Genomic DNA, 24,854 nt, shown 5'->3' with positions numbered 1-24,854 from the left:
GGTGCGCGGTGGGCGCGGCGTCCGACCGGGAGCCGAGACAGGAACGCAGCCGGGCCACGCGGGCCCGGCTACTCGGCGCCGCCGTGGAGTGCCTGGCCGAACGCGGCGTGGCCGGGGCCACCGTGGGCGCGGTCGCCCACCGCGCGGGGGTGTCCCGGGGCGCCGCGCAGCACCACTTCCCCACCCGTGAGGACCTGCTTCTCGCCGCGTTGCGGCACATGGTGGACGTGCGCGGTGCCGAACTGCGCCGTCGCGCCGAGGCGGTCCCGGAGGGCCCGGGCCGTACCGAGGCCGTCGTGCAGATGGTGGTGGACGCCTTCAACGGGACCGGCTTCGACGCCGCCCTCCAACTGTGGGCCGGGGCCGCGAGCGACCCCGCGCTGCGCGCCCGCGTCATCCCCCTGGAGGAACAGGTGGGGCGGGAGGTGCACCGCGCGGCCGTGGAGCTGCTGGGCGCCGACGAGTCCGTGCCCGGGACCCGGGAGGCGGTGCAGGCCACCCTGGACCTCGCCCGGGGGCTGGGCCTGGCCAGCCTCCTCACCGACGACGGCCCCCGTCGACGCCGTGTCGTCCGCCAGTGGGCGGCCATGCTCGACCACGCCCTGGGAGCCGGACGGTAGTTTCGGTGGGTGACCGCCTACCGGCCCGGCGTGGTGGGCGATTATGATCGAAGTGGTCGGTCGGGGGACCGACCCGACAGTTCCTCACAACAGTTCTGCGGACAGGGCGGTGGACCGGTGGGTGCGGATGCGGTCAGGGACCTTCCCGGCCTGGCCAAACGGGCGGTGGACGCGTTCACGGAGAGCGCCGCACGGGGCAGGGACCGCGACGCCCTCATGGACACCGCGTTCGCGCGGCTCTTCGACCTCTACCAGGCCACGACCGAGGCCGAACGCGGCTCTCCGGCCGGACGAGGGTTCAACGCGGCCCTCGCCGACCTCCTGGTGAGCGGCAACAACCCGGTCCGGCTCAGCCTCTACGTGGTGCGCAGCCAGACCGCCGCCGAGAACGGTCGGCACGAGGGTTACCGTCCGGCCTGCTGGCGCCGCTCCATGATCCAGATCCTCGGTGACGCGTTCGTGCCGCTGGAGAGTTTCCTGCGGCCCGTCGACCTCGACGCCCTCCCGCGTATCGACGACGCCCTGGAGGCGGTGGCGGCCGACGCCAGCCCCGCCACCGTCGAGGCGGTCCCGGCCTGGGTGCCGGAGACGCACTGGTGGTGGTGGGAGCCGGCCCGTCAGCGCGGTGAGGAGACCCCCTCCCACACCCGCGCGGACAGCGGCACCCTGGACGCCGTCACCGACTGACCGGCGGTTCGCGCACGGAGTCGAACCCGCCCCGGGCCGGTACCAGGTGGACCTCTCCGTGCCGTGCGGTGTCCACCGTCTCCTGGAGGTGGAGCATCAGCAGGGCGAAGGCCTCCACCAGGCCGCCGTCGCGCCGGGTGCCGAACGCGGTCACCGCGTCCTCGACCAGGTCCCGCAGCCGTGCGGCCAGCGTGGGCGGGTCCAGGTGCAGGAGCATCGGCTCCTCCAGTTCGCGGCCCTGGAAGCAGTTGATCCGGATACCGCGCTCCCCGGGCAGGACCTCGGCCCGGGCGGCGGCGCGGTAGGTGACCGGGGCGCCGATCCCGCAGGGCCGCACGGTCGTCTCGGTGCCCTCGGTGAGCTCGCTGACCAGCCAGTCCCACGTCCTGCTCTCGTCCATGCCCCCATGGTCACCCCTGGTGGGGCGGTGGCGCCAGAGGCGGGCGGGCACTGTCTCAGCGCACCCCCCTGATCCCCCAGACGGTCGCCGCGCCCAGGAGGGAGACGAGCCCGCAGATCGTGTACAGCACCGGGTAGCCGCCCAGGTGCACGACGACGGGACCGGCGAGGGCGGGGGCGATGACCTGCGGGCCCGTGCTGGCGACGTTGACGATGCCCAGATCCTTCGCGCGGCCCTCGGCCGCCGGTAGCACCTCGGTGACCAGCGCGCCGTCCACGGACAGGAAGACGCCGAACCCCACCCCCAGGACCACGGCGCAGAGCACCACCGTCGTCCAGGTGGGCGCGAGGGCCAGCCCGAAGGCGGGCAGGCCCATCAGCACCCCGGCCAGCGCCACCATGCCGCGCCGCCTCCCGATCCGGTCGGAGACCACGCCCGCGACCACGGTGGTGGCCACGACCGCCGCCGTGTAGACGAGGATCAGCGTGAGCAGCCCGTCCGAGGCGGAGGAGCCGGGGAACAGGTCCTCGTACCCGACGGCGTCGCGCAGGAAGTAGAGCAGGTAGAGGACGAACATCGCGTTGCCGGTGCCGATGAGGAACCGGGTGAGGAAGGCCCAGGCGAAGTCGGGGTGCCTCCGGGGCGACACCCACATGCTCCGGGCGAGGTCGCGCCAGGGCGGTCGGTGCTCCCGGGGCAGGGGAGGGTCGGGGGACAGGAGCGCGAAGGGCAGGGCGCAGGCGAGGGTGAGGACCCCGATGAGCGTGTACCCGGGGGCCACCTCGGTGACGACGACGGTGACCAGCACGACCGCCGCCACGACTCCGGCCGACTGCGGGACGCCGATCCACCCCGAGACGGCGCCGCGCTGGCTCCGGGGGACGTGGTCCGGGACGGCGGCGAGCAGGGTGGCGTTCAGACAGGACAGGGCGGTCTGGACGAACGCCCAGCCCAGCAGGATGCCGCCGACGCTCTCCCGGGTGCCGAGGACCACCAGCCCGACCGCGCCGAGCAGGGCCCCGGTCAGGACCCAGGGTCGGCGGCGGCCGAGGGGACCGGTGGTGCGGTCGGACAGGGCCCCGGCGAGTGGCGTGGCGACCATCGCCAGGGCCGCCCCGACCCCGGTGACCCAGGCCAGGACGGTCTCCTTGTCGGCGGGGCTGACCCGGCCGACCTGCTCGGGGAGCAGGACCTGGAGGGGGCCGAAGAAGGCCATCCACATGCCGAGGTTGGCGAGGCTGATTCCGGCCACCCACAGGGCGCGGACGTCACGGGTGGGTTCGGCGAGGGCCGGGGGCGGCTGCGCCGGGGGTGTGCGCACGGTGTGATCCACCTAACATGAGGGTGGTTCATGTTAGGCCAGGCGCGGCCCGTGGGGGAAGGGTGTGGGTCGCGCACGGGCATCTAGTCAACTTTGACTAGTAGTCTGGGGGGCATGACAGAGACGATGCGTCCCAACGAGACCACCGTGCCCGTCCTGCACACCCACGACCCCCAGGCCACCCTCGACTTCTACGAGTCACTCGGCTTCGAGGTCACCTGGAAGCAGGTCCGGCCCTACGTCTACCTGGCGTTCCGGTGGAGCGGGTTCGAGCTCCACTACGGGGCCGCGCCCCGGGGCCTCGACCCCGCCCAGGAGCACACCGGCGGCGCGCTGGTCATGGTCGACGCCGTGGCCCCCTACCACGAGGCCGTCACCGCCGCCATGCGCGCGGCCCACGGAAAGGTCCTCTCCCGGGGCCTCCCCCGCGTCACCCGCCTCCGGCCCGGCGCCAGTCGGTTCACCCTGATGGACCCCTCCGGGAACAGCCTCATCTTCATCCGCAGGGACGAGCCCGAGGGGCTGGACTACGGGGGATCGCCCGAACTGGAGGGCATCGCCAGAGCACTCGACCAGGCACGCAACTTCCGGGAGTTCAAGAACGACGACCTCGCCGCGTACCGGCACCTCAAGTCCGCCCTGCGCAGGCACGCGGAGACCTCCTCCCCGCTGGACCGGGCCCTGGCGCACGCCACCCTGGTCGAGCTGTCCCTGGCCCTGGACGACCCGGACCAGGCCGAGGCCTGGCGGGCCGAGCTGGAGGCGGTGGAGCTCACTGAGGAGGAGCGCCAGCGGGTCGACCGGGAACTGGACCACGCGATCCGCCTGGACGAGTGGCGCGAGGGCGACGGCTCCGAGGTCTGAGCGTCGGACTCAGCTCCCGGTGTCGGGGGCCAGGACACCCTCGAAGGGCGTGCCCTCCTCGTCCGCGAAGGTGTACGCGCCGCCCTCGATCCGGGAGATCAGGCCACGGGTCCAGGCGGCCTCGGAGTCCGAGGTGTGCACCCACAGGTCCATGATCTCGCCGATGTGCCCCAACGGCTCCGGGCCGCGCTCGGGGTCGTAGTGCCGGACCACCTCGGACCGCCACCGCTCCAGCCCCGCCAACCGGCGCCGCAGCAGGGCGAGGGCCTCGCCCCGGGGCAGGTCCACGGCGAAGCCCAGACCGGCGGAGAGCACGTCCGGCCTGGTGTCGTGCGCCGACAGCGCCGCGCGCAGCAGGGTGAGGTACTCCTCGGTGCCGCGTCCGGTGACCTCGTACTCGACCCGGGGCGGACCACCGGCCGTGGAGGGGGCCACCTCGTGCGCCACCAGCAGGCCCTGCCGGGCCATCTGCTTGAGCGCGTGGTAGATCGACCCCGGTTTGGCGTTGGACCACTCGTGCGCGCCCCAGGACTCCAGGTCGTTGCGGACCTGGTAACCGTGCGCCCGCCCGTGGAGCCGGACCGCCCCGAGCACCAGCAAGCGGATGGCCGACATCCCCTACCCCTCACCCCGTTGGTCAACGCGGACCAGCCTACTGGGTGAGGGGCACGCGGGCCGGGTCAGGCCCGCTGGTCGGCGGCCAGCTGCTCGTCCTGGCGCCGGTGCTCGGCGCCCAGGGCGATCGGCGCGCCCAGCCACTCGTCCCGCAGGCCGAAGGCGTCCACCAGCGGAACCGCGTACGGGCGCAGACCCCGGCAGAGGTCGTTCACGGCGGACGTGACCGCCTTGGTCCGCGCGGTCGAGAGGCGTTCGTGCTCCAGGAACCAGGCCCGGTCCTCCTCGATCACGGACAGCACGTACAGGTCGCACAGACGGTTGAGCAGCTTGGCGGTGGACTGGTCGCCGCAGCGGTCGATGCCCGCCACGAACGCCTCCAGCACCACCCGGTCCATGTGCGCCCGACCGGCCGCGAGCACGTGGTCCTGGGCCTGGTTGAAGACGTCGAAGGCGTCGCTGCCGTCCTTCCTGGAGCGCCGCAGCCGTCCCGCCAGACCCTCGATGACGTGCTTCTCGCGGTCCTCCATCAGCTCCAGGTGCCAGCCCCGGTTGTACAGGCTCGCCTCGTCCCGGCCCGGCGACGCCGCGACCAGCCGGTCGATGAGCGGGATCGCGGCGGTGCGCTCGATGACGGTCTCGAACACCTTCCCCGCCATGAACCGGGCCAGCCCCAGTTGGTCGAGGTCGCCGAAGGAGTCCTTGAAGTTGGTGAGGAGGGCCTTGGTGAGCTGTTGCAGCAGGACGGTGTTGTCGCCCTCGAACGTGGTGAAGATGTCCGAGTCCGCCTTGAGCTGCGGGATGCGGTTCTCCGAGAGGTACCCGGAGCCGCCGCACGCCTCGCGGCAGGTCTGGATGGTCTCGGTGGCGTGCCACGTGGCGACCGCCTTGAGCCCGGCGGCGCGCGACTCCAGCTCACGCTGGGCGTGCTCGTCGCGCTCACTGGAGCGGGACAGCTCGTGCAGGCGCGTGACCAGCTCCTCCTGGGCGAAGTGCAGGCCGTAGGTGCGGGCCAGCGCGGGCAGGAGCTTGCGCTGGTGGGCGAGGTAGTCCAGGACGCGCACCTCCTGCTCCGGCCGGGTGTCCGTCGCCGGTCGGGTGAACTGACGTCGCGTGTCGGCGTAGCGGATCGCGATGGCCAGTGAGGCCTTGGTGGCGGTGCCCGCGCCCCCGGCCACGCTGATGCGCCCCCGGATCAGGGTGCCCAGCATGGTGAAGAACCGGCGGTTGGGGTTCTCGATGGGGCTGGAGTAGGTGCCGTCGGCGGCCACGTCGCCGTACCGGTTGAGCAGGTTGGTGCGGGGCACCCGCACGCCGTCGAACCACAGGCGGCCGTTGTCCACCCCGTTCAGCCCGGCCTTCGGCCCGCAGTCCTCGACGGTCACGCCCGGCAGCGGAGTGCCCTCGTCGTCCCGGAGGGGGACCATCACCGCGTGCACGCCGTGTTCGATCAGACCGCCGTCGGCGTCCGGGGTGCGCAGCTGGGCGAAGACCACCGCCATGCGGCCGTCGCGGGCCGCGTTGCCGATGTAGTCCTTGCGCGCGGACTCGTCGGGAGTGTGGACGACGAACTCCCCGGTCTCCGGCTCGTAGGTGGCGGTGGTGCGCAGGCGCTGCACGTCCGAGCCGTGCCCGGTCTCGGTCATCGCGAAGCAGCCGGGCAGGGCCACCGTCATGACGTCGGGCAGGTACCTCCGGTGGTGCTCGTCGGTGCCCAGTGCCCGGATGGCCCCGCCGAACAGCCCGAACTGCACGCCCATCTTCACCATGAGGGACATGTCCGCGACGAGCATCTCGAAGGCCACCACGGAGGCGCCGATGTCGTCGGTGCCGCCCACGGACTCGGGGAAGCCGTAGGCGGGCACGCCGGTCTGCGCCAGCGCCATGAGCTGGGAGAGGGTGCGGGCGCGGTGCTCCTCCACGGACAGGCCGTACACCGGGGCGAACTCCTCGCCCCGGATCACGTCACGCGCGCGTTCGCGTACGTGGGCCCACCGCCCGTCGAGCAGGCCGCGCAGCTCGGCCTCGTCCAGCTTCAACAGCGACTGTTCGCTCATGTGCTCCCCCTGTGGTCGTCGTTGACGCGACCTTCACCTGTTACCACTCCGCGCCGGAGGGCCGCCGTGTACACGCCCGGGCCACGGCCTCGTGAGTCCCAAGGTAGAGGGTGGGGGAGCGGGGGAGGGTGCCGGGTCAGACGGCGATGCCGCGCAGGGGGACGGGTGCGGGCACCGGCTCGGGGTCGATCCGGGCGAGCAGGGTGTCCAGGGAGAGCCCCAGCGTGGCCGCGACGGCGGCGACGGTGAAGAAGGCCGGGGTGGGGACCCGGCCGCCCTCGATCTTGCGGAGGGTCTCCACGGAGATCCCCGCGCAGCGGGCGACGTCCACCGTGGTGCGGTCGGCCCGGGCCTCGCGAAGGAGGGCCCCCAGCGCGCGACCGCGTTCGATCTGGTCTTCGGTGAGCGGTTCTCGAACCATGCCGTGAGTCTAACCCGCGCCCGAGGAGCCGTATAGTAATGCCGGTATTGTTATCCCAGAGTCGCCCGGGAAGGTTCCCCATGGTCGAGATCAAGACCCCCGAAGAGATCGCCCTCATGCGCGAGGCGGGGCGCGTCGTCGCCCTCGCGCTCGCCGCCGGACGCGAGGCCGCCGCGCCCGGACGCACCACCGCCGACCTCGACCGCGCCGCCGCCCGGGTCATCTCCGAGGCGGGCGCCGAACCGCTCTTCCAGGGCTACCAGCCCGCCTGGGCGCCCATGCCCTTCCCCGGGGTGGCCTGCGTGAGCGTCAACGACGAGATCGTGCACGGCGTCCCCGGCGACCGCGTCCTCGCCGACGGGGACCTGGTCAGCCTCGACTGCGGGGCGCGGCTGCGCGGCTGGTCCGCCGACTCCGCGATCAGCTTCGTGGTGGGGGAGGCCGACCCCGCCGACCTCGCCCTGATCGCCGACACCGAGGCCGCGCTGGCCCGGGGCATCGCGGCCGCGCGCCCCGGCGACCGGGTGGGCGACATCGGGCACGCCATCGCGACCGAGGCCCGCGCGGCCGGGTACGGGCTCACCGCCGACCACGGCGGCCACGGGATCGGCCGCACCATGCACGAGGCCCCCGACGTGCTCAACGACGGCCGCCCCGGCCGGGGGTTCAGGCTCGTCCCGGGTCTGGTCATCGCGATCGAGCCCATGCTGGTGCGCGGCGGCTCCGACGGCTACGCCCACGGTGACGACGGATGGACCGTCCTCAGCGACGACGGCACCCGGGCCGCCCACTGCGAGCACACGGTCGCCGTCACCGAGGACGGGCCCGTGGTGCTCACCCTGCCCTGACCGGGCACGACCTCGCCGGGGACACCGACCCGCCCGTGCGCGCACGGGCGGGCACTCGTCCCGACCCCGCCTACGCCAGACCGGGGACGGCCAGCTCCAGGGTGCCCGCGTCGGCGTCCAGCACCGCCGGGACACCCAGCGGCACGGTGAGCTGCTCCGCGCAGTGCCCGAACTCCAGGCCCCACAGCACCGGCACCCCCAACGGCTCCAGCCGGTCCCGCATCAGCTCCGAGACCACCCCCAGGTCGGGCGGGCAGTCCGTCCAGGTGCCCAGGGCCACTCCGGCCACGCCGTCCATCCACCCCGTCCGCAGCAGGTGGGTGAGCATCCGGTCGAGACGCGCGGCGTCCTCGTTGACGTCCTCCAGGATCAGGACACCGCCCGCCGCCGACAACCGGCCGTGCGGGGTGGCCAGCCCGTCGTTGAGCAGGCTCAGGTTCCCGCCGAACGTGACCCCCGAGACCCGGCCCGGCACCAGGGCCCGTGCCCCCGGCGAGGTCAGGACCGTGCGCAGCTCGGGGGAGAACAACGTGGTGTGCAGCTCCCTCTGGGCCACGGCGTCGCCCACGAAGTAGCGGGTCCCCACCACCGGCCCGTGCACGGTCACCACGCCCAGTTCCACGGCGAACGCCTCGTGCAGCGCGGTGATGTCGCTGAAGCCGATCAGCGCCTTGGGCGCGGCCCGGCGCATCGCGTCGAAGTCCAACAGGTCCAGCATCCGGTGGGCGCCGTCACCGCCCCGCGCGCAGAACACCGCGCGCACGTCCGGGTCGCACCAGGCCTCCTGGAGGTCCCGGGCGCGGTCCCGGTCCGTCCCGGCCAGGTAGGGCAGCACCGGATGGCGGTCGCGCACGTGGGGGGCGAGCTCGACCTCCAGCCCCCACCCCCGCAGCGCCTCCGCCGCGGCGTCCAACTGCTGGTCCGGAACGGGGCTGCACGGGGCGACCAGGCGCACCCGGTCCCCCACGCGCAGTCTCGGCGGACGGGTCAGCGCCCGCGCTCCGCGGGGGTCCGCCACGGGCTCCCCTTCACGCACCTCGGTCACCGACTCGCCCACGTTGGTCCCCATCCCTTCGTCCGTGCCCACCGCCTCAGGCGCGCAGGAAACTGTCCAGCACCCGCACGCCGAACCGGAGTCCGTCCAGCGGCACCCGCTCGTCCACCCCGTGCAGCAGCCCCGGGTAGTCGACGCCCCCCGGCAGCCGCATGGGCGAGAACCCGTAGCAGTCGATCCCCAACCGCGCGAAGACCTTCGCGTCCGTCCCGCCGCCCAGGCACACCGGGACCACCAGGCCCTCCGGGTCGTGGGCCAGGACCGCCGAGCGCAGGGCGTCGAAGACGGGGGAGTCCACCGGGGCCTCGACCGGCGGCGACCCGTGCGCGTACTCCCACTCCACATGGTCACCGGTCAGCGCGTCCATCGTGGCCTCGAACCGTTCCCGGCTCCCGGGCAGCACGCGCCCGTCCACACCGGCGGTCGCCTCGCCCGGCACCACGTTCACCTTGTACCCGGCCGAGAGCATCGTCGGCGCGGCGCTGTTGCGGACGGTGGCGGAGACCAGGGAGGCGGCGGTGCCGAACCTCGCCACCAGGGCGTCCACGGCCTCGTTGGTGTCCGTGTCACCGGCCACGCGCTCGACCTCCAGCGCGCGGGCGATCGCGTCGATCGCGGACCGGGTGACCGGGGTCAGGTGCAGCGGCCAACGGTGCTGGTCGATCCGGGCCACCGCGGCGGCCATCGCGCCCACGGCGTTGTCCCTCGGCGGCCGGGAACCGTGCCCGGCCGTCCCGTACGCGCGCAGTGTCAGCCAGGCGCTGCCGCGCTCCGCGGCGCTGATCGGGTACAGGCGTGCGGCGGCCCCCGACGCGGTCCGGGCGTGGACGGTGTGTCCACCGCCCTCACCGATCGCCATCGTGCAGCCCTCGAACAGGTCGGCGTGGCCGCGCACCAGGTAGTCCGCCCCGTAGGCGGCGCTGTCCTCCTCGTCGGCGACGAACGCCAGCACGATGTCGCGCCGGGGGCGCAGGCCGAGCCTGGCCCAGTAGCGGACCACGGCGGTGACCATGCCCACCGTGTTCTTCATGTCCACCGCGCCGCGCCCCCACAGTGAGGGGGCCCCGGTCACGGGACAGTCGGCGATCTCCCCCGCGAACGGCGGGAACGTCCAGTCGTGGGCGTCCGCGGGCACCACGTCCAGGTGCCCGTGCACGAGCAGGGCGTCGGCGTCCGGGTCGGTCCCCGGGACGCGCACCACGACGTTCGCGCGCCGGTCGGCGGACTCCAGGACCACGGGGGAGAGCCCCGCCTCCCCGAGCGCCTCGGCGGCGAACTCGGCGGCGGCGCGTTCGTCTCCCACGCCCCTGCCCTGGTTGGTGGAGTCCCGCCGGATCAGCTCCCGCGTCAGACGGACGGCGTCCTCTCCGGCCTCGGCCAGCGCGGCACCACGCGCGCTGTCCGTCAGGGAGGTGTTGGTCTGGCCCACGGTCTCGGCCTCGCTCTCAGCAGGGTGCAGGGTTTCTTGCTCACGTCAGACACACGTTTCACACGCGTGGTTCGATGCCGTTCCCCGCCACAGTTCTATCGGTTTCCACAGGTCGTTGTCCTCGCGATGCCCCATCGCATCGCGTGCGAGGTCACCCGTAGTCCTTCTCCATGGCGTTCGAGATCAGGGTGCAGACCGCCTTGAAGGTCCTGATCATCTCGTAGGCGTCCGGCGAGGTGTAGCGGACACGGCGGGCCTCCGTACGGGTCACCCCGGGAACGATCGCCGCGGCCTGGGCCAGCTGCGCGGAGTCGACCTCGACCTCCATCGTCTTCGGGACACGCCGCACCGGGTCCACCCGCCCGGCCAGCGTCATGGCGGACTCCGCCGCCGCGCGGATGTCCGCCGCCGTCCTGGCCGGAGGTCGGCAGCGGGCCGCGTACCGGCTCACGTGGTCCTTGACCGCCACCGTGCGGGCGTGCGGAGCGTATCCCCCGGCGTCCTCGCAGGCCCGGTCGTCCCCGGTCACCAGGATCACCGGGGTTCCGTACTCCGCCACCACCGCCGCGTTGAGGTAGCCCTCGCTCGCCGTGCGGCCGTCCAGCCACACCCCGGTGATCGCGTTCGGCAGGTAGGTGTGCGCCAGCACGCCGTCCTCGCCCGCCGCGCAGTGGTATCCGAGGAAGACGATCCCGTCGACGTCGCCCGCCTGGACGCCCTCCACCATGGAGAGCTCCTTGTGGCGGCCGGTGATCATCGTGGCCCGCAGGTCCAGATCCTCCAGCAGGAGGTTGCGCATGGTCGAGTGGGCCTCGTTGACCAGCACCTCGGTGGCGCCCCCCTCGACGAGTCCGCTGATCGCGGCGTTGACGTCGCTGGTGAACATCGAACGGCAGCGCTGCCACTGCTCGGTCCCTGGCTCGCAGTCGGCGGGCCAGGTGACGCCGGTGGCGCCCTCCATGTCCGCGGAGATGAGGATCTTCATCCAGCAGACCCTAGCCCGGAGCCGGTCGGCGCGCCATGCCGTGGCGGCGGCGGACGTCGCGCGCCGGCCCGGTGGATCCCGGGGCCCTCAGTGGTGGGTGCGGGGGTACAGCGGGGCGCTCGTGGCCCGTGGCAGCGTGACCTCGTGCGCGCTTCGAGGGTCCTGGTCCCGGGGACGGGGGATCGGAGCGCTGGCGCGGGACTCCAGGGCCTCGGCGGCGGCCTCACGGACCTTGTGGTCGGGATCCCTGGTAAGCCGGGTCAGGAGGCCGGTCACACCGGGGAGGGCCCAGGCCGCGATGGTCTCCGCCAGAGTGGCGCGGACCAGGGGTTCCGGGTGACCGGACAGGGACGCCACGCGGTCCAGGGGGCCCCGGCGGCGCTGGCCGATCCTGGACAGCGCCTCCCGCAGGGCCACCGTGTCGCGGCGGTCGCAGGCGTCGGCGACGAGTTCGATCGGGATCGGGGCGCGACGGGGGTGGGGACGGGTCTCGGACAGCCGCCGGACCTCGCGGATGCGGTGCACCTCGCGGCGGGCGACCGGGCGGGGAACGAACACCTCCCAGCCACGGGGTTCACGGAGCCCGGCGACCACGCGCACGGCCTCGGCGGCGTCGACCAGCCGGGGGCCGTCGCTGTCGTCGAAGTGCCCCACGGTGACCGGTTCGTCGTCGGAGAGGGTGAGGTACACGCCTATCAGGCCTCGTGGCCCGTGATGGCCGGTCAGCTCACGCAGCCACTGGTGCGTCACCGTGTACGAGGGCAGCACGGGGAAGCAGAACACCCCGCGCACCCCGCCGGGTCCCACAGCGGTCCCCAGACCGGACCTCCGTACTCGGGAGATGTTGGCGCGGGGGGTCAGGTGGACGAACATCGCCATGGTGTGGTTCCTGTGTGTCGATGGGTCGTGACGGTGGGTGGAGGGTCGCGGGGATCAGTCAATCCGCAACGGCACTCCTGGTGCAGGGGTTTTCCGCAACCCGTTCGGACCGGCTCCGCGGTGTCCGCACACATGAGGGCCCCGGTGCCGGTGGGCGGCCAGGGCCCTGGGGGAGGGGCGTCGAGCGGTCGACGGGGTCACTCCGGACGTGAACGCGGCCCGCTCGGGATCACCGAAGGAGGGGTACCCAGGTTCGCGGTCGTTCGAATCCCGCACAGCATAGGATGCCGCTCCGTCAGTACGCGGTTCCGCTGCGACACACCGGCACAGCGAACGGAGGGGCTCTCCGGAGTCGTGGCGTCACCAGGAGTCACTCCGGGGGGTGTGAGAGAGCCCCGGCGCCGTCGGCGGCCGGGGCTCGGGGTACTACGGCAGGGTGAGGATCTCCGCGCCGGAGTCGGTGATGACCAGGGTGTGCTCGAACTGCGCGGTCCACCGGCGGTCGGCGGTGACGGCGGTCCAGCCGTCGTCCCACATGTCGTACTCCACGGCGCCCAGGGTGATCATGGGCTCGATGGTGAAGGTCATGCCCGGTTCCATCACCGTGGTGGCGCGCGGGTCGTCGTAGTGCGGCACCACCAGGCCGGAGTGGAACTCCGGGCCCACGCCGTGGCCGGTGAAGTCACGCACCACCCCGTAGCCGAAGCGCTTGGCGTACGACTCGATGACGCGGCCGATCACGTTGATCTGGCGCCCGGGGCGGCACGCCTTGATGGCGCGCATGGTGGCCTCACGGGTGCGCTCCACGAGGAGGCGGTGCTCCTCGGAGACGTCACCGCAGAGGAAGGTGGCGTTGGTGTCGCCGTGCACGCCGTCCTTGTACGCGGTGATGTCGATGTTCACGATGTCGCCGTCGCGGACCACCGTGTCATCGGGGATGCCGTGGCAGATGACCTCGTTGAGGGAGGAGCACAGCGACTTCGGGTAGCCCTTGTAACCCAGGGTGCTCGGGTAGGCGCCGTGGTCCAGCAGGAACTCGTGGCCGATCCGGTCCAGCTCGTCCGTGGTCACCCCGGGCTGGACGTTCTTGCCCACCTCCTCGAGCGCCTGGGCCGCGATGCGCCCCGCCACACGGATCCTCTCGACGGTCTCCGGGGTCTGGACGTCGCCCAGGACACCCTCCACCGGACGCTTCTGACCCACGTACTCCGGCCGGACGATGTGCGAGGGGACCGAACGTTGGGGCGAGATGCGCCCAGGAACCAGCGGAGTAGTCATGGACACTGATTGTAGTTCGTGGGCGGCGGGTGAGGAGCGCCCGGCGGAGGGGTAGATGCCACACGAACCCGGAACGACGAGAGGTGGTCGTGGTGAACGACGCAGAGGACGACGGCTGGTGGTACTGCCTCCGTCACGGCGGGGTGGAACACGGCGCGGGCTGTCCCGACTCCCAGCGGCTCGGGCCCTACCCGGACGAGGCCACGGCCGCGCGAGCGTTGCGCATCGCGGCCGAACGCAACGAGGCCTGGGACGAGCAGGACGAGAACGAGGGCAACGGCTGACGGAGCGCGGGGCCGTGTGGGGCGCCACCGGCCCTGCGCGTTCCCCCTCCGGGCCCGTTCTGACAGGATCGGCCCCATGAGCGAACACGACGCACAGCAGGGCGCGGACATCACCGGGCTGACCATCGCGGTCCTGGGCGGGACCGGCGACCAGGGGCGGGGACTGGCCCGGCGCTTCGCCCGGTCCGGCCTCACGGTCCTCCTCGGCTCCCGCGACGCCGAGCGTGCCGCCAAGGCCGCGGACGACCTCGTGGCGGCCGAGTCCACCGCGATCGACGTGCGCGGGCTCGCCAACCCCGACGCGGCGGAGCGGGGGGACATCGTGGTCGTCGCCGTTCCGTGGGACGGCCACCGCGAGCTGCTGGTGTCGCTGGCCGACCGGCTGGCGGGCAAGATCGTGGTGGACTGCGTGAACCCGCTCGGCTTCGACAAGAAGGGCCCCTTCGCCCTGGACGTCCCGGAGGGGAGCGCCGCCCAGCAGGCCGCCGAGGTCCTGCCGGGCAGCCGGGTCACCGCCGCCTTCCACCACGTCTCCGCCGTGCTCCTCCTGGACCCCGAGGTCGACCAGATCGAGCTGGACGTCCTGGTGCTGGGGGAGGACCGCGACGCCACGGACACCGTGCGCGCCCTGGCGGACCGGATCCCGGGGGTGCGCGGAGTGTTCGGCGGGCGTCTGCGCAACGCCCACCAGGTCGAGGCCCTCACCGCCAACCTGATCGCGGTCAACCGCCGTTACAGGACGCACGCGGGTGTCCGGATCACCGGCCTGTAGGTCCGCGCGGCCTAGGCCGCCCACTCCTTGACCTTCGCGATGAGCCGGGCGGGGTCCCCGCCGACCGGGGTCACGTTGAGCTGGGTGACCCCGGCGGCGCGAAAGGCCTCCACCCGCTCGCGGACGTAGGACTCGGGCCCGACCAGGTTGGTCAGCTCCACGAACTCGTCCGGGACCGCGGCGGCGGCCTCGTCCTTCCTCCCGGCGAGGTAGAGGTCCTGGATCTTCTCCGCTGCCTCCTCATAGCCGTACCGCTGGGCCACCGTGTTGTAGAAGTTCCTCCCCTTGGCGCCCATGCCGCCCACGTACAGGGCGATGATCGGCCGGGTGAGGTCCGCGAGGCGCGCGGTCTCCTCGTCCTCACCGATGGCGAGCAGGCCGCCCGCGGAGATCTCCAGCTCACCGAGGCCGGGGTCGCGCTTGGCCCGGCCCCTGGCCAGGGACGGGCCCCACACGCTCTCGGCCTTCTCCGGGATGAACAGGTGCGGCAACCAGCCGTCGGCGGTCTCGGCGGTCATCTCGACGTTCTTCTCCCCGAGGGAGGCCACGTGGATCGGGATCCGCGGGCGCACCGGGTGGTTGATGATCTTGAGCGGCCGGCCCAGTCCGGTGCCCTGCTCGGGCGGCAGCGGCAGCTGGAACACCTGACCGTCGTGGGTCAGGCGCTCCTCGCGCGCCCAGACCTTCCGGCAGATCTCGATGGTCTCCCGGGTGCGGCCGAGCGGCTTGGTGTAGGGGACGCCGTGGAAGCCCTCGATCACCTGCGGGCCGCTGGCCCCGAGGCCGAGGACGGCCCGCCCGTCGGAGAGGTAGTCCAGCCCGGCCGCGGTCATCGCGATGAGGGTGGGGGTACGGGTGTACATCGGCAGGATGGCGGAGCCGATCGACACGCGTTCGGTGCGGGCCGCGAGGTAGCCCATGAGGGTGGGGCTGTCGTAGCCGTAGGCCTCCGCGACCCACACGGTGTCCAGCCCGGCCTTCTCCAGTTCGACGACCTGCTCGACGGCCTCCTTGGGCTCGCCCGCGTACTGGAGCGGCATCGAGATGCGCATGTGCTGTCCTCCCGGTGGGCCGGACCCCCGGCCCGCGTCGGTGCTCGGTGTGCCGACACTGTACTACCGAGTCACGTTCGGTTTCCGTCCCGCTCTCACCCTCTTGCCCAAGACTTCTTGGCCAAGGAGTCCCGAGAGGAGCGTCCGTGCTGGGCTCCCTGGTGGCGGTGTGGATCGGTCACCGGTTGCCGCGCCGCGCCACGTTCCTCGCCGCCATGGTGCTCTCCGGGCCGCCGCGCGTCCTGGTGCTCGCCCTCGACGTGCCCCTGTGGGTGGTCCTGGCGGTGTGGGCCGTCTCCGGGGTCGGCGGCGGACTGATCAACCCCATCCTGTCCGCGGTGATCTTCGAACGGCTGCCTCCGCGCATGGTCGGCCGGGGGATGTCCATGGTGGGTGCGCTGACCCGGATCGGAGCCCCGGTCGCGGCACCCGGGATCGGGGTGGCGATCGGACTGTTCGGGGTGTCCCCGGTCCTGGTCGCCGGGGCCGCACTGTACCTGGCGGCGGTGTGCCTGCCCGCCTTCGGCCGCACGGCCACGGGGCTGGAGCGGCCCCCGGAAAAACGGAGACCGCCCAGCCGCCGGATCAGCTCGCGTAGGTGTGCTCCTCGGCGGGGAAGCTCCCGCCGACGACCTCGGACGCGTAGTCCGTGGCGGCCTCGCGCAGCGTCTCCGCGAGGTTGGCGTAGGTTTTGACGAACTTCGCCACCCGGGGGCTCAGCCCGGCCATGTCCTGCCACACCAGCACCTGGGCATCTGTGGAGGGGCCGGCGCCGATGCCGATGGTCGGGACGGCGAGCTGCTCGGTCACCTCGGCCGCGAGGTCGGCCGGGACCGCCTCCAGCACGACGGAGAACGCGCCCGCGCGCTCCAGTTCCTTGGCGTCCTTGAGCAGACCGGCGGCGGCCTCGCCCCGGCCCTGCACACGGTATCCGCCCAGGGTGTTGACCGACTGCGGGGTCAGACCGATGTGGCCCATCACCGGGATGCCCGCCGAGGTCAGCAGCTCTACCTGGGGGGCGACCGCCTGGCCGCCCTCCAACTTCACCGCCTGGGCGTTGCCCTCCTTCATGAACCGGGAGGCGGCCTCCAGAGCCTGCTGGGGGGAGGCCTGGTAGGAGCCGAAGGGCAGGTCGGCCACGACCAGGGCCCGCTTGGTGGAGCGGGTGACGGCGGCGGTGAGCGGGATCAGCTCGTCCACCGTCACCGGGACGGTGGAGTCGTAGCCGTAGACCACGTTGGCGGCGGAGTCGCCGACGAGGAGGACGGGGATACCCGCCTCGTCGAAGATCCGGGAGGTGAGGGCGTCGTAGGCGGTCAGCATGGGCCACCGCTCGCCGCGCTGCTTGGCCAGGGCCAGGTCGCGGATGGTGACGCGCCGGTTGGTGACCCCGCCGTACAGGGCGTTCCCGGCGGAGGGGGTCTTGGCTGTGGTGCTCATGATGGGTTCTTCCTCCGTTGTCTCGAAGCACCCGCTGGGGTGTCCCCGGACCTGTGGACGAAAACTGTTGTCGTGCGCGCTTGCACGCGCGGTTCCCCGAAGGGAGGGGTTCCTCGGGAGGAACGGCGTGCCGGGGCGGGTTGTTCCCCGTTCCCCGCCACCAGCCTCTGTCCACCCGGCGGAGCCGGTGCGGGGAGGACGGGTGCGCGGGGGCGCACGCCAGCATCATCGCACGGGAGGGGGCGGGCCGTCCTCCCCGGGACGGTGCCTTTTTCCGGGCGCGCCCGGCAAGCCGGAGCCGTGGTCCCGGCGCTGTGAGAGGCGGCTGGTTAGCATGACAGCGGCACCGGGGTTGAGTGGCTGAAGGGACGTCCGTGGACCAGCAGACAGCACACCGGCGCAGGTGGGGCGGGTTGGCGGTGCTGATCATCTGCCTGCTGGTGATCGTGGCCGACAACACGATCCTCAACGTCGCGCTGAAGACCCTCTCCGACCCGCAGCGGGGGGTGGGCGCCAGCCAGGCCGAGCTGGCGTGGGCGATCAACGCCTACACCCTGGTCTTCGCCGGACTGCTGTTCACCTTCGGGGTGCTCGGTGACCGGTGGGGGAGACGGCGGCTGCTGGCGGCCGGACTGATCGTGTTCGGCGCCGCCTCGACACTCACCGCCTACTCACAGAGCCCGGAGCAGCTCGTCGCGGCGCGCGCGGCGATGGGATTCGGCGCCTCCATGGTGATGCCGCAGACCCTGTCGGTGATCACCAACGTGTTCCCGCCGGAGGAACGGGCCCGGGCGATCGGCCTGTGGGCGGGCGCGGTGGGTCTGGCGATGGCGATCGGGCCGTCGGCGGGAGGGCTCCTCCTGGAGAACTTCTGGTGGGGATCGATCTTCCTGGTCAACGTGCCCTTCGTGCTCCTCGGGCTGGCGCTGATGTTCTTCCTGGTCCCCGAGTCGAGGGACGAGAACGCGGGGCGCCCGGACGTCCTCGGCGTGCTGTTGTCCATCCCGGGCCTGGTCCTGATCGTCTACGGCATCATCACTGCTGGGGAGCGGTCCTCACTGGCGGACTGGGACGTGTACGGCGCTCTGGTCCTGGGCCTGGCGGTGCTGGGGATGTTCCTGGTCCACGAGTCCCGCGCCCCCAACCCCTCGCTCGACGTGCGCTTCTTCCGGGACCCCCGGTTCAGCGTCTCCGTCGCCACGGTCATGGTCCTGTTCTTCAGCATGGCGGGGATCCTCTTCTTCCTGAGCTTCTACTGGCAGAGCGTCCGCGGCTTCCCCCCGTTCGTCGCGGGCCTGCTGATGCTGCCGTCCGCGCTGGGCCAGCTGATCTTCGCTCCGTTGAGCCCGACCCTGGTGCGTTGGGTGGGTCCGCGCGTCCTCGCCGCGATCGGTGTGGGGGTGGTCTGCTGCAGCTTCGTCTTCTACACGCAGATCCGGGTGGACACCCCGCTCGCACTGATCATCGTGTTCTTCTTCCTCCAGACCTCGGCCATGGCGGTGGTGCTCACCCCGGCCACCAACGCGATCATGTCGTCGGTCCCGCCGGGCAAGGCCGGGGCCGCCTCCGCCGTGCAGAACACGGCCCGCCAGATCGCCACCGCCATGGGCGTGGCCGTCCTCGGCGCGGTGATCTCCTACCGGTACCGAGCGGGGATGGAGGGCGACCTGAACGCGGTGGCGGAACGGACCCACGACGTGACCCCGAAGGACGCTCAGACGGCGGCCGAGTCCATCGAGGCGACCATGGCGCTGGTCCAGAGACTGGGTCCGGCGGGCGACGCGCTCGTCGCCCCGGCCAAGCAGGCGTTCCTGGCGGGACTGCACATGGCGGCGCTGGTCTCGCTGTGCATCGGTCTCATCGGTCTGGTCGTGGTGCTGGTGTGGATGCCCCGTGAACCCCCGAGCCACGAGTCGAACGACCGGGCCGCGAACAGGTCCTAGCGGGCGCCGGGCCACGACCGCGCGGGGGCCCGGCGGCCATACTGGGCACCATGCTGGTCCACGAACCCTCCCCCGCCTTCGTCGGTCGCCACCACCACCTGTCCCTGCTCGCGGCGGACGCGCGCCGCACCGTTCCCGAGGGCGCCCGCACCGTCCTGGTCCTCGGCGGCGCCGGTGTAGGCAAGTCCCGCCTGCTCACCGAGCACCTGCGCCGGGTCCCCGGCACCCCCTCCGCCGTGGGCGGCTGTCTGGAACTGGGCGCCGAGGGTGTCCCCTTCGCCCCCTTCACCGCCCTCCTGCGTGAACTCGTGCGCTCCGGAGGCCCCGCCGCCGACCCCACCGGCGACCTCGGCCGTCTCCTCCCCGATCTCAAGGGTGTCTCCGGGGCGGTGGTCGAGAGCCGTGCCCGTCTGTTCGAGGCGGTCCTCACCTTCCTGGAGGAGCGCGCCGCACCGGCCGGACTCACCCTGGTGATCGAGGACCTGCACTGGGCCGACGCCTCCACCCGCGACCTGCTCGTGTTCCTGCCGCGCAACCTCGGGTCCGCCCCTGTCCACCTGCTCATCAGCGTGCGCACCGACGACCTGCACCGGACCCACCCGCTGCGCGGTCTGCTCCCCGAACTCGAACGCCTCCCCGGGGTCCGCCGCCTGGACCTGGAACTGCTCTCCAAGGACGAGGTCGGAGCCCAGGCCACCGCCCTGAGCGGTCGCGAACTCGATCCGGCCGACCTCGACCTGCTGTTCGAGCGCAGCGGCGGCAACCCGCTCTTCGTGGAGTCATTCCTGGCCACCGGGCACGACCCCGCCGGGGCGCCCCTACCGGAAGGGCTCCGGGACCTGCTGCTCTCCGCTGTCGAACCCCTGCCCGAACCCACCCGCCGCATCCTCGGCCTCGTCGCGACCGCGGGGACCCGGGTCCGGCACACACTCCTCGCCAGCGTGAACCGCCGCGCCGGGAGCTCCGACGTGGAGCTCGACGCGGCCCTGCGCCCGGCCGTCGACGCCCGCATCCTGCGTTCGACGGCGGACGGCTACGCGTTCCGGCACGCACTGCTGGCGGAGGCGGTGCACACCGACCTCATGCCGGGTGAACGCGTGCGCGCGCACCGCCGCTACGCCGAGGCGCTCCAGGCGGGTGTGGAGCGGATGCCCGAGCGCGAGCGGGCCCTCCAGCTCGCCCACCACGCGCACTGCGCCCACGACCAGCCGCTCGCCCTCTCGGCGGCCTGGCGGGCCGCCGACCACGCCGCCGCCGTGGACGCCTACCCCGAGCACCTGGGACTGATCGAACGCGTCCTGGAACTGTGGGACCAGGTGCCCGACGCGGTCGAACGCGTCGGGCTGCCCCGGGACCAGGTGCTGGTCCGGGCCGCCGAGGTGTCTCTGGTCGCGGGTTCGCCGCGACGCGCGGTCAGCTACGCCACCGAGGGACTGGACGAACTCGGGGTCACGGGATTCCGTGACCCGCACGGAGCCCGTAGGGAGAGCTTCGAACGCGCCTCCCGGCTGCGTCACGCCCGGGGCCGGGCGCTCAAGGAGATGGGTCGCGACGGTGCCCTGGAGGATCTGGCCGACGGCCTCGTGCTGCTCGCCCACGACCACCCGGACGCCACGGCAGTGGGCGCGACCATGGCCGCCACTCTCATGATGCGCGGCCACCACGACCAGGCGGCCAGGATGGCCCGCCGGGTCCTCGACAGCGCGCGTGCGCTCGGTGACCGGAGGAGCGAGGCGGACGCGCTTATCACCCTCGGCGGCCTCAGCGACCCGCTCGACACCGACGAGGGGTTGGCCCTGTTCGGTGAGGGCATCGGTCTGGCCCGCGAGGCCGGTGACGTCCCGGTCGAGATCCGGGGGCTGGTCAACCTCAGCGGCCACCTCAAGAACCTCGACCGGCTGGAGGAGAGCGCCCGGGTGTCCCTGGAGGGGATGCGGCGCTGCGGTGAGCTCGGCCTGACCCGGACCCAGGGCGGGGCGTTCGCCTGCGGGTTGGCGGTGACCCGGTTCCACCAGGGAAGGTTCGCCGAGAGCGAGGAACTGCTGTCCAGGGTCACGGAGGGCGGGGTGACGTGGGCGCGGGCCCTCACCCTGCGCATGCAACTGGACCTGTACCGCTGGCGTCCGGATGCGCTGCGCGCCACCATCGACGAGTTCCATCGCGCGCTGCCCGCACGCGTGAGCTCCCCGGTGGAGCACCTTCCGGTGCACGGGGTCCTCCAGCAGCTGGCCGTGTACGAGGGACGCCTGCTGGACGCCGGACGGATGACCCGGGACCTGCTCCACCGGACGGCGGGGGAACGCTCCAGGACTCCGCTCGCCCAGGGTCTCTACCGTTCCACCCTGGTCCGGCACACCTCGGTCGCCGCCCGCCTGGCGGAGGAACCGGGAGAGGAGGCGCGCCAGCTGGCCCGGGAGGTCCGCGAGCTCCTGGACGACATGCCCCCCGTTACGGAACACTCCGACTCCCACGCCCGGCTGGCCGCCGATGCCTGGCTGGCCCCGGACCCGGAGGAGTCCCTGGCGCTGTTCGAGGCGGCGATGGCGGCGGTCGCGCCCACCGGCCACGTGGTCCTCGGAGCCGAGTACGAGCTGGCGGCGGCGGAGGCGGCCCTGCGGGCGGGGCGCCGCGACCGCGCGGCCGCGCACGTCGACGCGGTCCACCGCCTGGCGGTCCGGCACGGCATGGCCCTGTTCGAGAGGCAGACCCGCGCGCTGCGGGCCCGCCACGCCCTGCCCGACCCGGACGGACACGCCGCCACCAGCCCCGCTCCGGAACGGGCCGCGCTCCCCGCCGGGCCCACCCCGGCGGCCGGATCGCCGCCCGCCGGGCTGACGCCGCGTGAGGTGGAGGTGCTGGTGGAGGTGGCCCGTGGGTCGAGTAACCGGGAGGTGGGGGAGGCGCTGTTCATCTCGGGCAAGACGGTGAGCGTGCACCTGAGCAACGCGATGGGCAAACTCGGGGTGCGCAACCGGACGGCCGCGGTGGCGCGGGCCCGCGAGCTCGGGCTGGTCTGACCGGCCTCGGACCAGGGAGCCCCGGGCATACTGGGGCGTATGTCCCCCTCAACCTTCGTCGGCCGGCAGCGGCAGGTCGACCACCTCCTCTCCGACGCCGCCCGGGCCCGTACCGAGGGGGCCAGGACGGTCCTGCTCCGCGGCGACGCCGGAATCGGCAAGTCACGGCTCCTGGAGGAGTACCTGGAGCACACGCCCCTGCGGAACCGGGCCCTGGGCGCCTGCCTGGAACTGGGCGCCGGGGGCCTCGCCTTCGCCCCGTTCACCGCGCTCCTGCGCCAACTGGTCAGGGAGGGCGGCCCAGTGCCGGCCGCCGGGAGCGAACTCACCCGACTCCTGCCCGGACAGGGCGAGGCTCCCTCCGCGCGGTCCGGCACCGACGACCACGACCGCGCCCGACTGTTCGAGGCGGTGCTGACCTACCTGGAGGAGCGCGCGGCCCCGGCGGGGCTCAGCCTCGTGGTCGAGGACCTGCACTGGGCCGACGCCTCCACCCGCGACCTGCTCGTCTTCCTCCTGCGCAACCTCGGTGCCGCACCGGTGCACCTGGTCGTCTCGGTCCGCTCCGACGACCTGCACCGCACCCATCCCCTGAGCCGCGCCCTGCCCGAACTCGAACGGCTGCCCCGGGTCACCCGGCTCGACCTCGCACCGCTCACCCGGGAGGCCGTCGCCGAGCAGGTCGCCGCGCTGAGCGGATCGGTGCCCGACCCCGACAGCCTTGCGCTCCTGCTGGAACGCAGCGGCGGCAACCCCCTGTTCGTGGAGTCCTTCCTCGCGGCCCCCGAGGGCGGCGTCCCGGAGGGCCCGCGCGAACTCCTCATGCGCCGTGTCGAACCCCTCGCCGCCACCACCCGCAGGGTCCTCGGGCTGGCCTCGGTGGCCGGGGACCGGGTCGACCACGGGCTCCTCACAGAGGTGGCCGAGGCCTCCGGCGTGGGCGAGGACGACCTGGACGAGGCGCTGCGCGAGGCGGTCGACGCCCGGGTGCTCGGGGCCACGGACACGGGGTACGTGTTCCGGCACGCGCTGTTGGCCGAGGCGGTCAAGGGCGACCTGCTGCCGGGCCAGCGGGTGCGTGCCCACCGTCGCTACGCGGCGGCGCTCGAAGGCGGTGTCCCCGGTCTGTCACGCAGTGAGTCGGTCGCCCAACTCGCCCACCACGCGTACTCGGCCCACGACCACCCCAGGGCGTTGGGCGCCGCGTGGGAGTCGGCCGGACACGCCCGGGACGCCAGCGCCCACCCCGAGCACCTGGCCCTGCTCGAACGTGTGGTGGAGCTGTGGGAACTGGTCCCCGACGCCGCCGAGCGCCTGGGGACCACCTACGGGGAACTCCTGCTGGGGGTCTGCCTCGCCGCGCAGACGGCGGGTGACCCGCGCCGGGCGGTCGAGCACGCCAGCGAGGCACTGGCCGAGCTGGATCCGGGGAGCGAGCTCGCCGCGCGCCTCCTGGTCGCCCGGGGCCTCTCCTACAAGGAACTGGGACGGCTCGAGGCCCTGGACGACCTGCGCGCCGCCGCTCGGAACCACCCGGAACCGGCCGTGGTCAGCGCCAACACGGCCTCGGTGCTGATGATGCGGGGCAGTGACGCCGAGGCGGAGCGGGCCGCGCGCGCCGCGATCGAGGAGGCGCGTGCCTGCGGGGACCGGGCCAGCGAGGCGGACGCGCTGGTCACCCTGGGGGCCCTCCTGGACCACACGGGGGAGGAGGAGCCCCTGGAGATGCTGCGCCAGGGGATCCGCATCGCGCGCGAACTGGGTGACGTCCAGGTGGAGATGCGCGGGCTCAACAACCTCGGCAGCAACCTCGGCAGCCGGTTCGAGACACGGGAGCGGTTGGCCTGCGCCCAGGAGGCCCTGGACCGCAGCGCCGAGCTGGGAGTGGCCCGCAGCCAGGGGGCGGGCCTGGCCAACGGGCTGGCCAGCGCCCTCGTCGCGGCGGGGCGTCTGGAGGAGGCGCGGGCGAGGCTGGACGCGGCCCCCGCGGGTGAGGACCTGTCGGGGGCCAGACGCCAGGTGCTCGTCGCACAGATGGCCGCGCTGGAGGGGGACTGGGAGACCAGCCGAGGTGCCCTGGAGGAGTTCACGCGGCTGCTGCCACGGGAGACCTCCACCCGCGTGGAGTACATGTCGCACTACTACGCGCGTCTCCTGGGGCTGCTCTTCGAGCCGGGGGAGCGGTGGACCGAGGCCGCCCGGGTGATCCTGGAGGCCGAGCAGGAGGTCCGCATGGTCTCCCACGTCCGGTTCAGCGCCAGTACCGGGTCCGCCACGGCGATGGTGGTGTGGCGACTGCGGCGCCGTGCCGAACCCGGTGACCGGGAGCTCGCCGACACACTGGCGGAGCCTCTGGTGAGCGTGCTGGAGGGGGGCGACTGGCCGGTCTCCCCGCTGGGGAGACTGAGCGGGGAGACCGCGCTGGCCTTCCTGGAGGAGGACCCGGAGCGCGCGGCGGAGTACTGGGACCGGGCCCTGCCCCTGGCCGAACGCGCCGGTGGCCTCAGCCTGGTCGAGTGTCTGTTCGGGGCCTTCTGGAACGCGCTCGGGACGGCCGACACCGGACGCGCCCGGGACCTGTTGCGACGTTGCGAGGCCGTGCTGGCCGGGTTCGACCTGTACGTGGTGCGCCAGCTCGTGGCGGAGATGCGCGCGGCCCTCGGCCCGGACTCCGCGGCGGCACCGCCCGCCGGGCTGACGCCGCGTGAGGTGGAGGTGCTGGTGGAGGTGGCCCGTGGGTCGAGTAACCGGGAGGTGGGGGAGGCGCTGTTCATCTCGGGCAAGACGGTGAGCGTGCACCTGAGCAACGCGATGGGCAAGCTGGGGGTGGCCAACCGGACGGCCGCGGTGGCGCGGGCCCGGGAGCTCGGGCTGGTCTGACCCGGCCG

General features: G+C 73.0%; 22 protein-coding genes. 10 read left to right on the top strand and 12 right to left on the bottom strand.

Going from position 1 to position 24,854, the window contains the following annotated elements:
- The first annotated feature begins 8 nt into the window (after positions 1-8).
- On the top strand, positions 9-620 hold the full coding sequence (locus ACFW3L_RS20170) for a TetR/AcrR family transcriptional regulator (RefSeq protein WP_378742702.1): 612 nt from the start codon (positions 9-11) through the stop codon (positions 618-620).
- A 165-nt stretch (positions 621-785) separates the two neighbouring features.
- Positions 786-1,307: a hypothetical protein gene (locus tag ACFW3L_RS20165; protein WP_378742840.1), complete on the top strand. Its 522-nt coding sequence runs from the start codon at positions 786-788 to the stop codon at positions 1,305-1,307.
- On the opposite strand, the gene ACFW3L_RS20160 is transcribed toward ACFW3L_RS20165, so the two are convergent.
- Entirely contained in the window at positions 1,297-1,707 is a 411-nt protein-coding gene (locus tag ACFW3L_RS20160; RefSeq protein ID WP_378742700.1) for a hypothetical protein, read from the bottom strand. The two genes, ACFW3L_RS20165 and ACFW3L_RS20160, sit on opposite strands and share 11 nt — an antisense overlap.
- Before the next feature lie 55 nt (positions 1,708-1,762).
- Positions 1,763-3,028, bottom strand: a complete 1,266-nt coding sequence (locus tag ACFW3L_RS20155) for an MFS transporter (protein WP_378742698.1) — start codon at positions 3,026-3,028, stop codon at positions 1,763-1,765.
- 114 nt (positions 3,029-3,142) lie between these two features.
- Here ACFW3L_RS20155 and ACFW3L_RS20150 point away from each other — a divergent pair, with 114 nt between their 5' ends.
- On the top strand, positions 3,143-3,892 hold the full coding sequence (locus ACFW3L_RS20150) for a glyoxalase (protein WP_378742696.1): 750 nt from the start codon (positions 3,143-3,145) through the stop codon (positions 3,890-3,892).
- Between the two features lie 9 nt (positions 3,893-3,901).
- On the opposite strand, the gene ACFW3L_RS20145 is transcribed toward ACFW3L_RS20150, so the two are convergent.
- The 3 genes from ACFW3L_RS20145 to ACFW3L_RS20135 all read right to left on the bottom strand — a co-directional run bounded on the left by ACFW3L_RS20145 (position 3,902) and on the right by ACFW3L_RS20135 (position 6,985).
- Complete coding sequence (locus ACFW3L_RS20145; protein WP_378742694.1) at positions 3,902-4,507, bottom strand: PadR family transcriptional regulator; 606 nt, start codon at positions 4,505-4,507, stop codon at positions 3,902-3,904.
- A gap of 65 nt (positions 4,508-4,572) precedes the next feature.
- On the bottom strand, positions 4,573-6,564 hold the full coding sequence (locus tag ACFW3L_RS20140) for an acyl-CoA dehydrogenase (protein WP_378742692.1): 1,992 nt from the start codon (positions 6,562-6,564) through the stop codon (positions 4,573-4,575).
- Positions 6,565-6,700: 136 nt separating this feature from the next.
- On the bottom strand, positions 6,701-6,985 hold the full coding sequence (locus ACFW3L_RS20135) for a helix-turn-helix domain-containing protein (protein WP_378742690.1): 285 nt from the start codon (positions 6,983-6,985) through the stop codon (positions 6,701-6,703).
- 80 nt (positions 6,986-7,065) lie between these two features.
- Between ACFW3L_RS20135 and map (ACFW3L_RS20130) the strand changes: the two genes are divergently transcribed.
- Positions 7,066-7,833: a type I methionyl aminopeptidase gene (gene map / locus ACFW3L_RS20130; RefSeq protein ID WP_378742688.1), complete on the top strand. Its 768-nt coding sequence runs from the start codon at positions 7,066-7,068 to the stop codon at positions 7,831-7,833.
- Positions 7,834-7,903: 70 nt separating this feature from the next.
- Here the strand turns inward: map (ACFW3L_RS20130) and ACFW3L_RS20125 are convergent, their stop codons facing one another.
- The 5 genes from ACFW3L_RS20125 to map (ACFW3L_RS20105) form a co-directional block, all read right to left on the bottom strand.
- Positions 7,904-8,902, bottom strand: coding sequence for an LD-carboxypeptidase (locus tag ACFW3L_RS20125; protein WP_378742686.1), 999 nt, complete (start codon positions 8,900-8,902; stop codon positions 7,904-7,906).
- A gap of 22 nt (positions 8,903-8,924) precedes the next feature.
- Entirely contained in the window at positions 8,925-10,316 is a 1,392-nt protein-coding gene (locus tag ACFW3L_RS20120; RefSeq protein ID WP_378742684.1) for a M20/M25/M40 family metallo-hydrolase, read from the bottom strand.
- A 151-nt stretch (positions 10,317-10,467) separates the two neighbouring features.
- The gene (locus ACFW3L_RS20115; protein ID WP_378742682.1) at positions 10,468-11,301 is read right to left on the bottom strand and encodes a M55 family metallopeptidase; all 834 of its coding nucleotides are present in this window, start codon (positions 11,299-11,301) and stop codon (positions 10,468-10,470) included.
- Between the two features lie 87 nt (positions 11,302-11,388).
- On the bottom strand, positions 11,389-12,180 hold the full coding sequence (locus tag ACFW3L_RS20110) for a HEAT repeat domain-containing protein (protein ID WP_378742680.1): 792 nt from the start codon (positions 12,178-12,180) through the stop codon (positions 11,389-11,391).
- Positions 12,181-12,606: 426 nt separating this feature from the next.
- Positions 12,607-13,458 carry a type I methionyl aminopeptidase gene (gene map, locus ACFW3L_RS20105; RefSeq protein WP_378742678.1) on the bottom strand — a complete coding sequence of 284 codons (852 nt, stop codon included), beginning with the start codon at positions 13,456-13,458 and terminating at the stop codon, positions 12,607-12,609.
- A 92-nt stretch (positions 13,459-13,550) separates the two neighbouring features.
- Here map (ACFW3L_RS20105) and ACFW3L_RS20100 point away from each other — a divergent pair, with 92 nt between their 5' ends.
- Both ACFW3L_RS20100 and npdG read left to right on the top strand, forming a co-directional pair.
- A complete protein-coding gene (locus ACFW3L_RS20100) occupies positions 13,551-13,742 on the top strand; it encodes a hypothetical protein (protein ID WP_378742676.1) in 192 nt (63 codons plus the stop codon).
- A 76-nt stretch (positions 13,743-13,818) separates the two neighbouring features.
- Positions 13,819-14,514 (top strand): NADPH-dependent F420 reductase, encoded by a 696-nt coding sequence (gene npdG, locus ACFW3L_RS20095; RefSeq protein ID WP_378742674.1) that lies wholly within the window; start codon positions 13,819-13,821, stop codon positions 14,512-14,514.
- Between the two features lie 11 nt (positions 14,515-14,525).
- Here the strand turns inward: npdG and ACFW3L_RS20090 are convergent, their stop codons facing one another.
- Positions 14,526-15,566, bottom strand: coding sequence for an LLM class F420-dependent oxidoreductase (locus tag ACFW3L_RS20090; RefSeq protein ID WP_378742672.1), 1,041 nt, complete (start codon positions 15,564-15,566; stop codon positions 14,526-14,528).
- Positions 15,567-15,580: 14 nt separating this feature from the next.
- Here ACFW3L_RS20090 and ACFW3L_RS20085 point away from each other — a divergent pair, with 14 nt between their 5' ends.
- The gene (locus ACFW3L_RS20085) at positions 15,581-16,261 is read left to right on the top strand and encodes an MFS transporter (protein ID WP_378742670.1); all 681 of its coding nucleotides are present in this window, start codon (positions 15,581-15,583) and stop codon (positions 16,259-16,261) included.
- Here ACFW3L_RS20085 and panB read toward each other — a convergent pair.
- Positions 16,152-17,006 (bottom strand): 3-methyl-2-oxobutanoate hydroxymethyltransferase, encoded by an 855-nt coding sequence (gene panB / locus ACFW3L_RS20080; RefSeq protein ID WP_378742669.1) that lies wholly within the window; start codon positions 17,004-17,006, stop codon positions 16,152-16,154. The two genes, ACFW3L_RS20085 and panB, sit on opposite strands and share 110 nt — an antisense overlap.
- A 374-nt stretch (positions 17,007-17,380) precedes the next feature.
- On the opposite strand from panB, the gene ACFW3L_RS20075 reads away from it, so the two are divergent.
- From ACFW3L_RS20075 to ACFW3L_RS20065, 3 genes are read left to right on the top strand one after another with little or no spacing between them, the layout of a single operon-like run.
- A complete protein-coding gene (locus tag ACFW3L_RS20075) occupies positions 17,381-18,949 on the top strand; it encodes an MFS transporter (RefSeq protein WP_378742667.1) in 1,569 nt (522 codons plus the stop codon).
- A gap of 50 nt (positions 18,950-18,999) precedes the next feature.
- Complete coding sequence (locus tag ACFW3L_RS20070) at positions 19,000-21,966, top strand: AAA family ATPase (RefSeq protein WP_378742665.1); 2,967 nt, start codon at positions 19,000-19,002, stop codon at positions 21,964-21,966.
- Between the two features lie 39 nt (positions 21,967-22,005).
- A complete protein-coding gene (locus tag ACFW3L_RS20065) occupies positions 22,006-24,846 on the top strand; it encodes a helix-turn-helix transcriptional regulator (RefSeq protein ID WP_378742663.1) in 2,841 nt (946 codons plus the stop codon).
- Positions 24,847-24,854: the final 8 nt, after the last annotated feature.

Source organism: Nocardiopsis sp. NPDC058789 (genome assembly GCF_042745575.1).
GTDB lineage: Bacteria > Actinomycetota > Actinomycetes > Streptosporangiales > Streptosporangiaceae > Nocardiopsis > Nocardiopsis eucommiae.
This window is presented reverse-complemented; position numbering and strand designations above follow the sequence as displayed.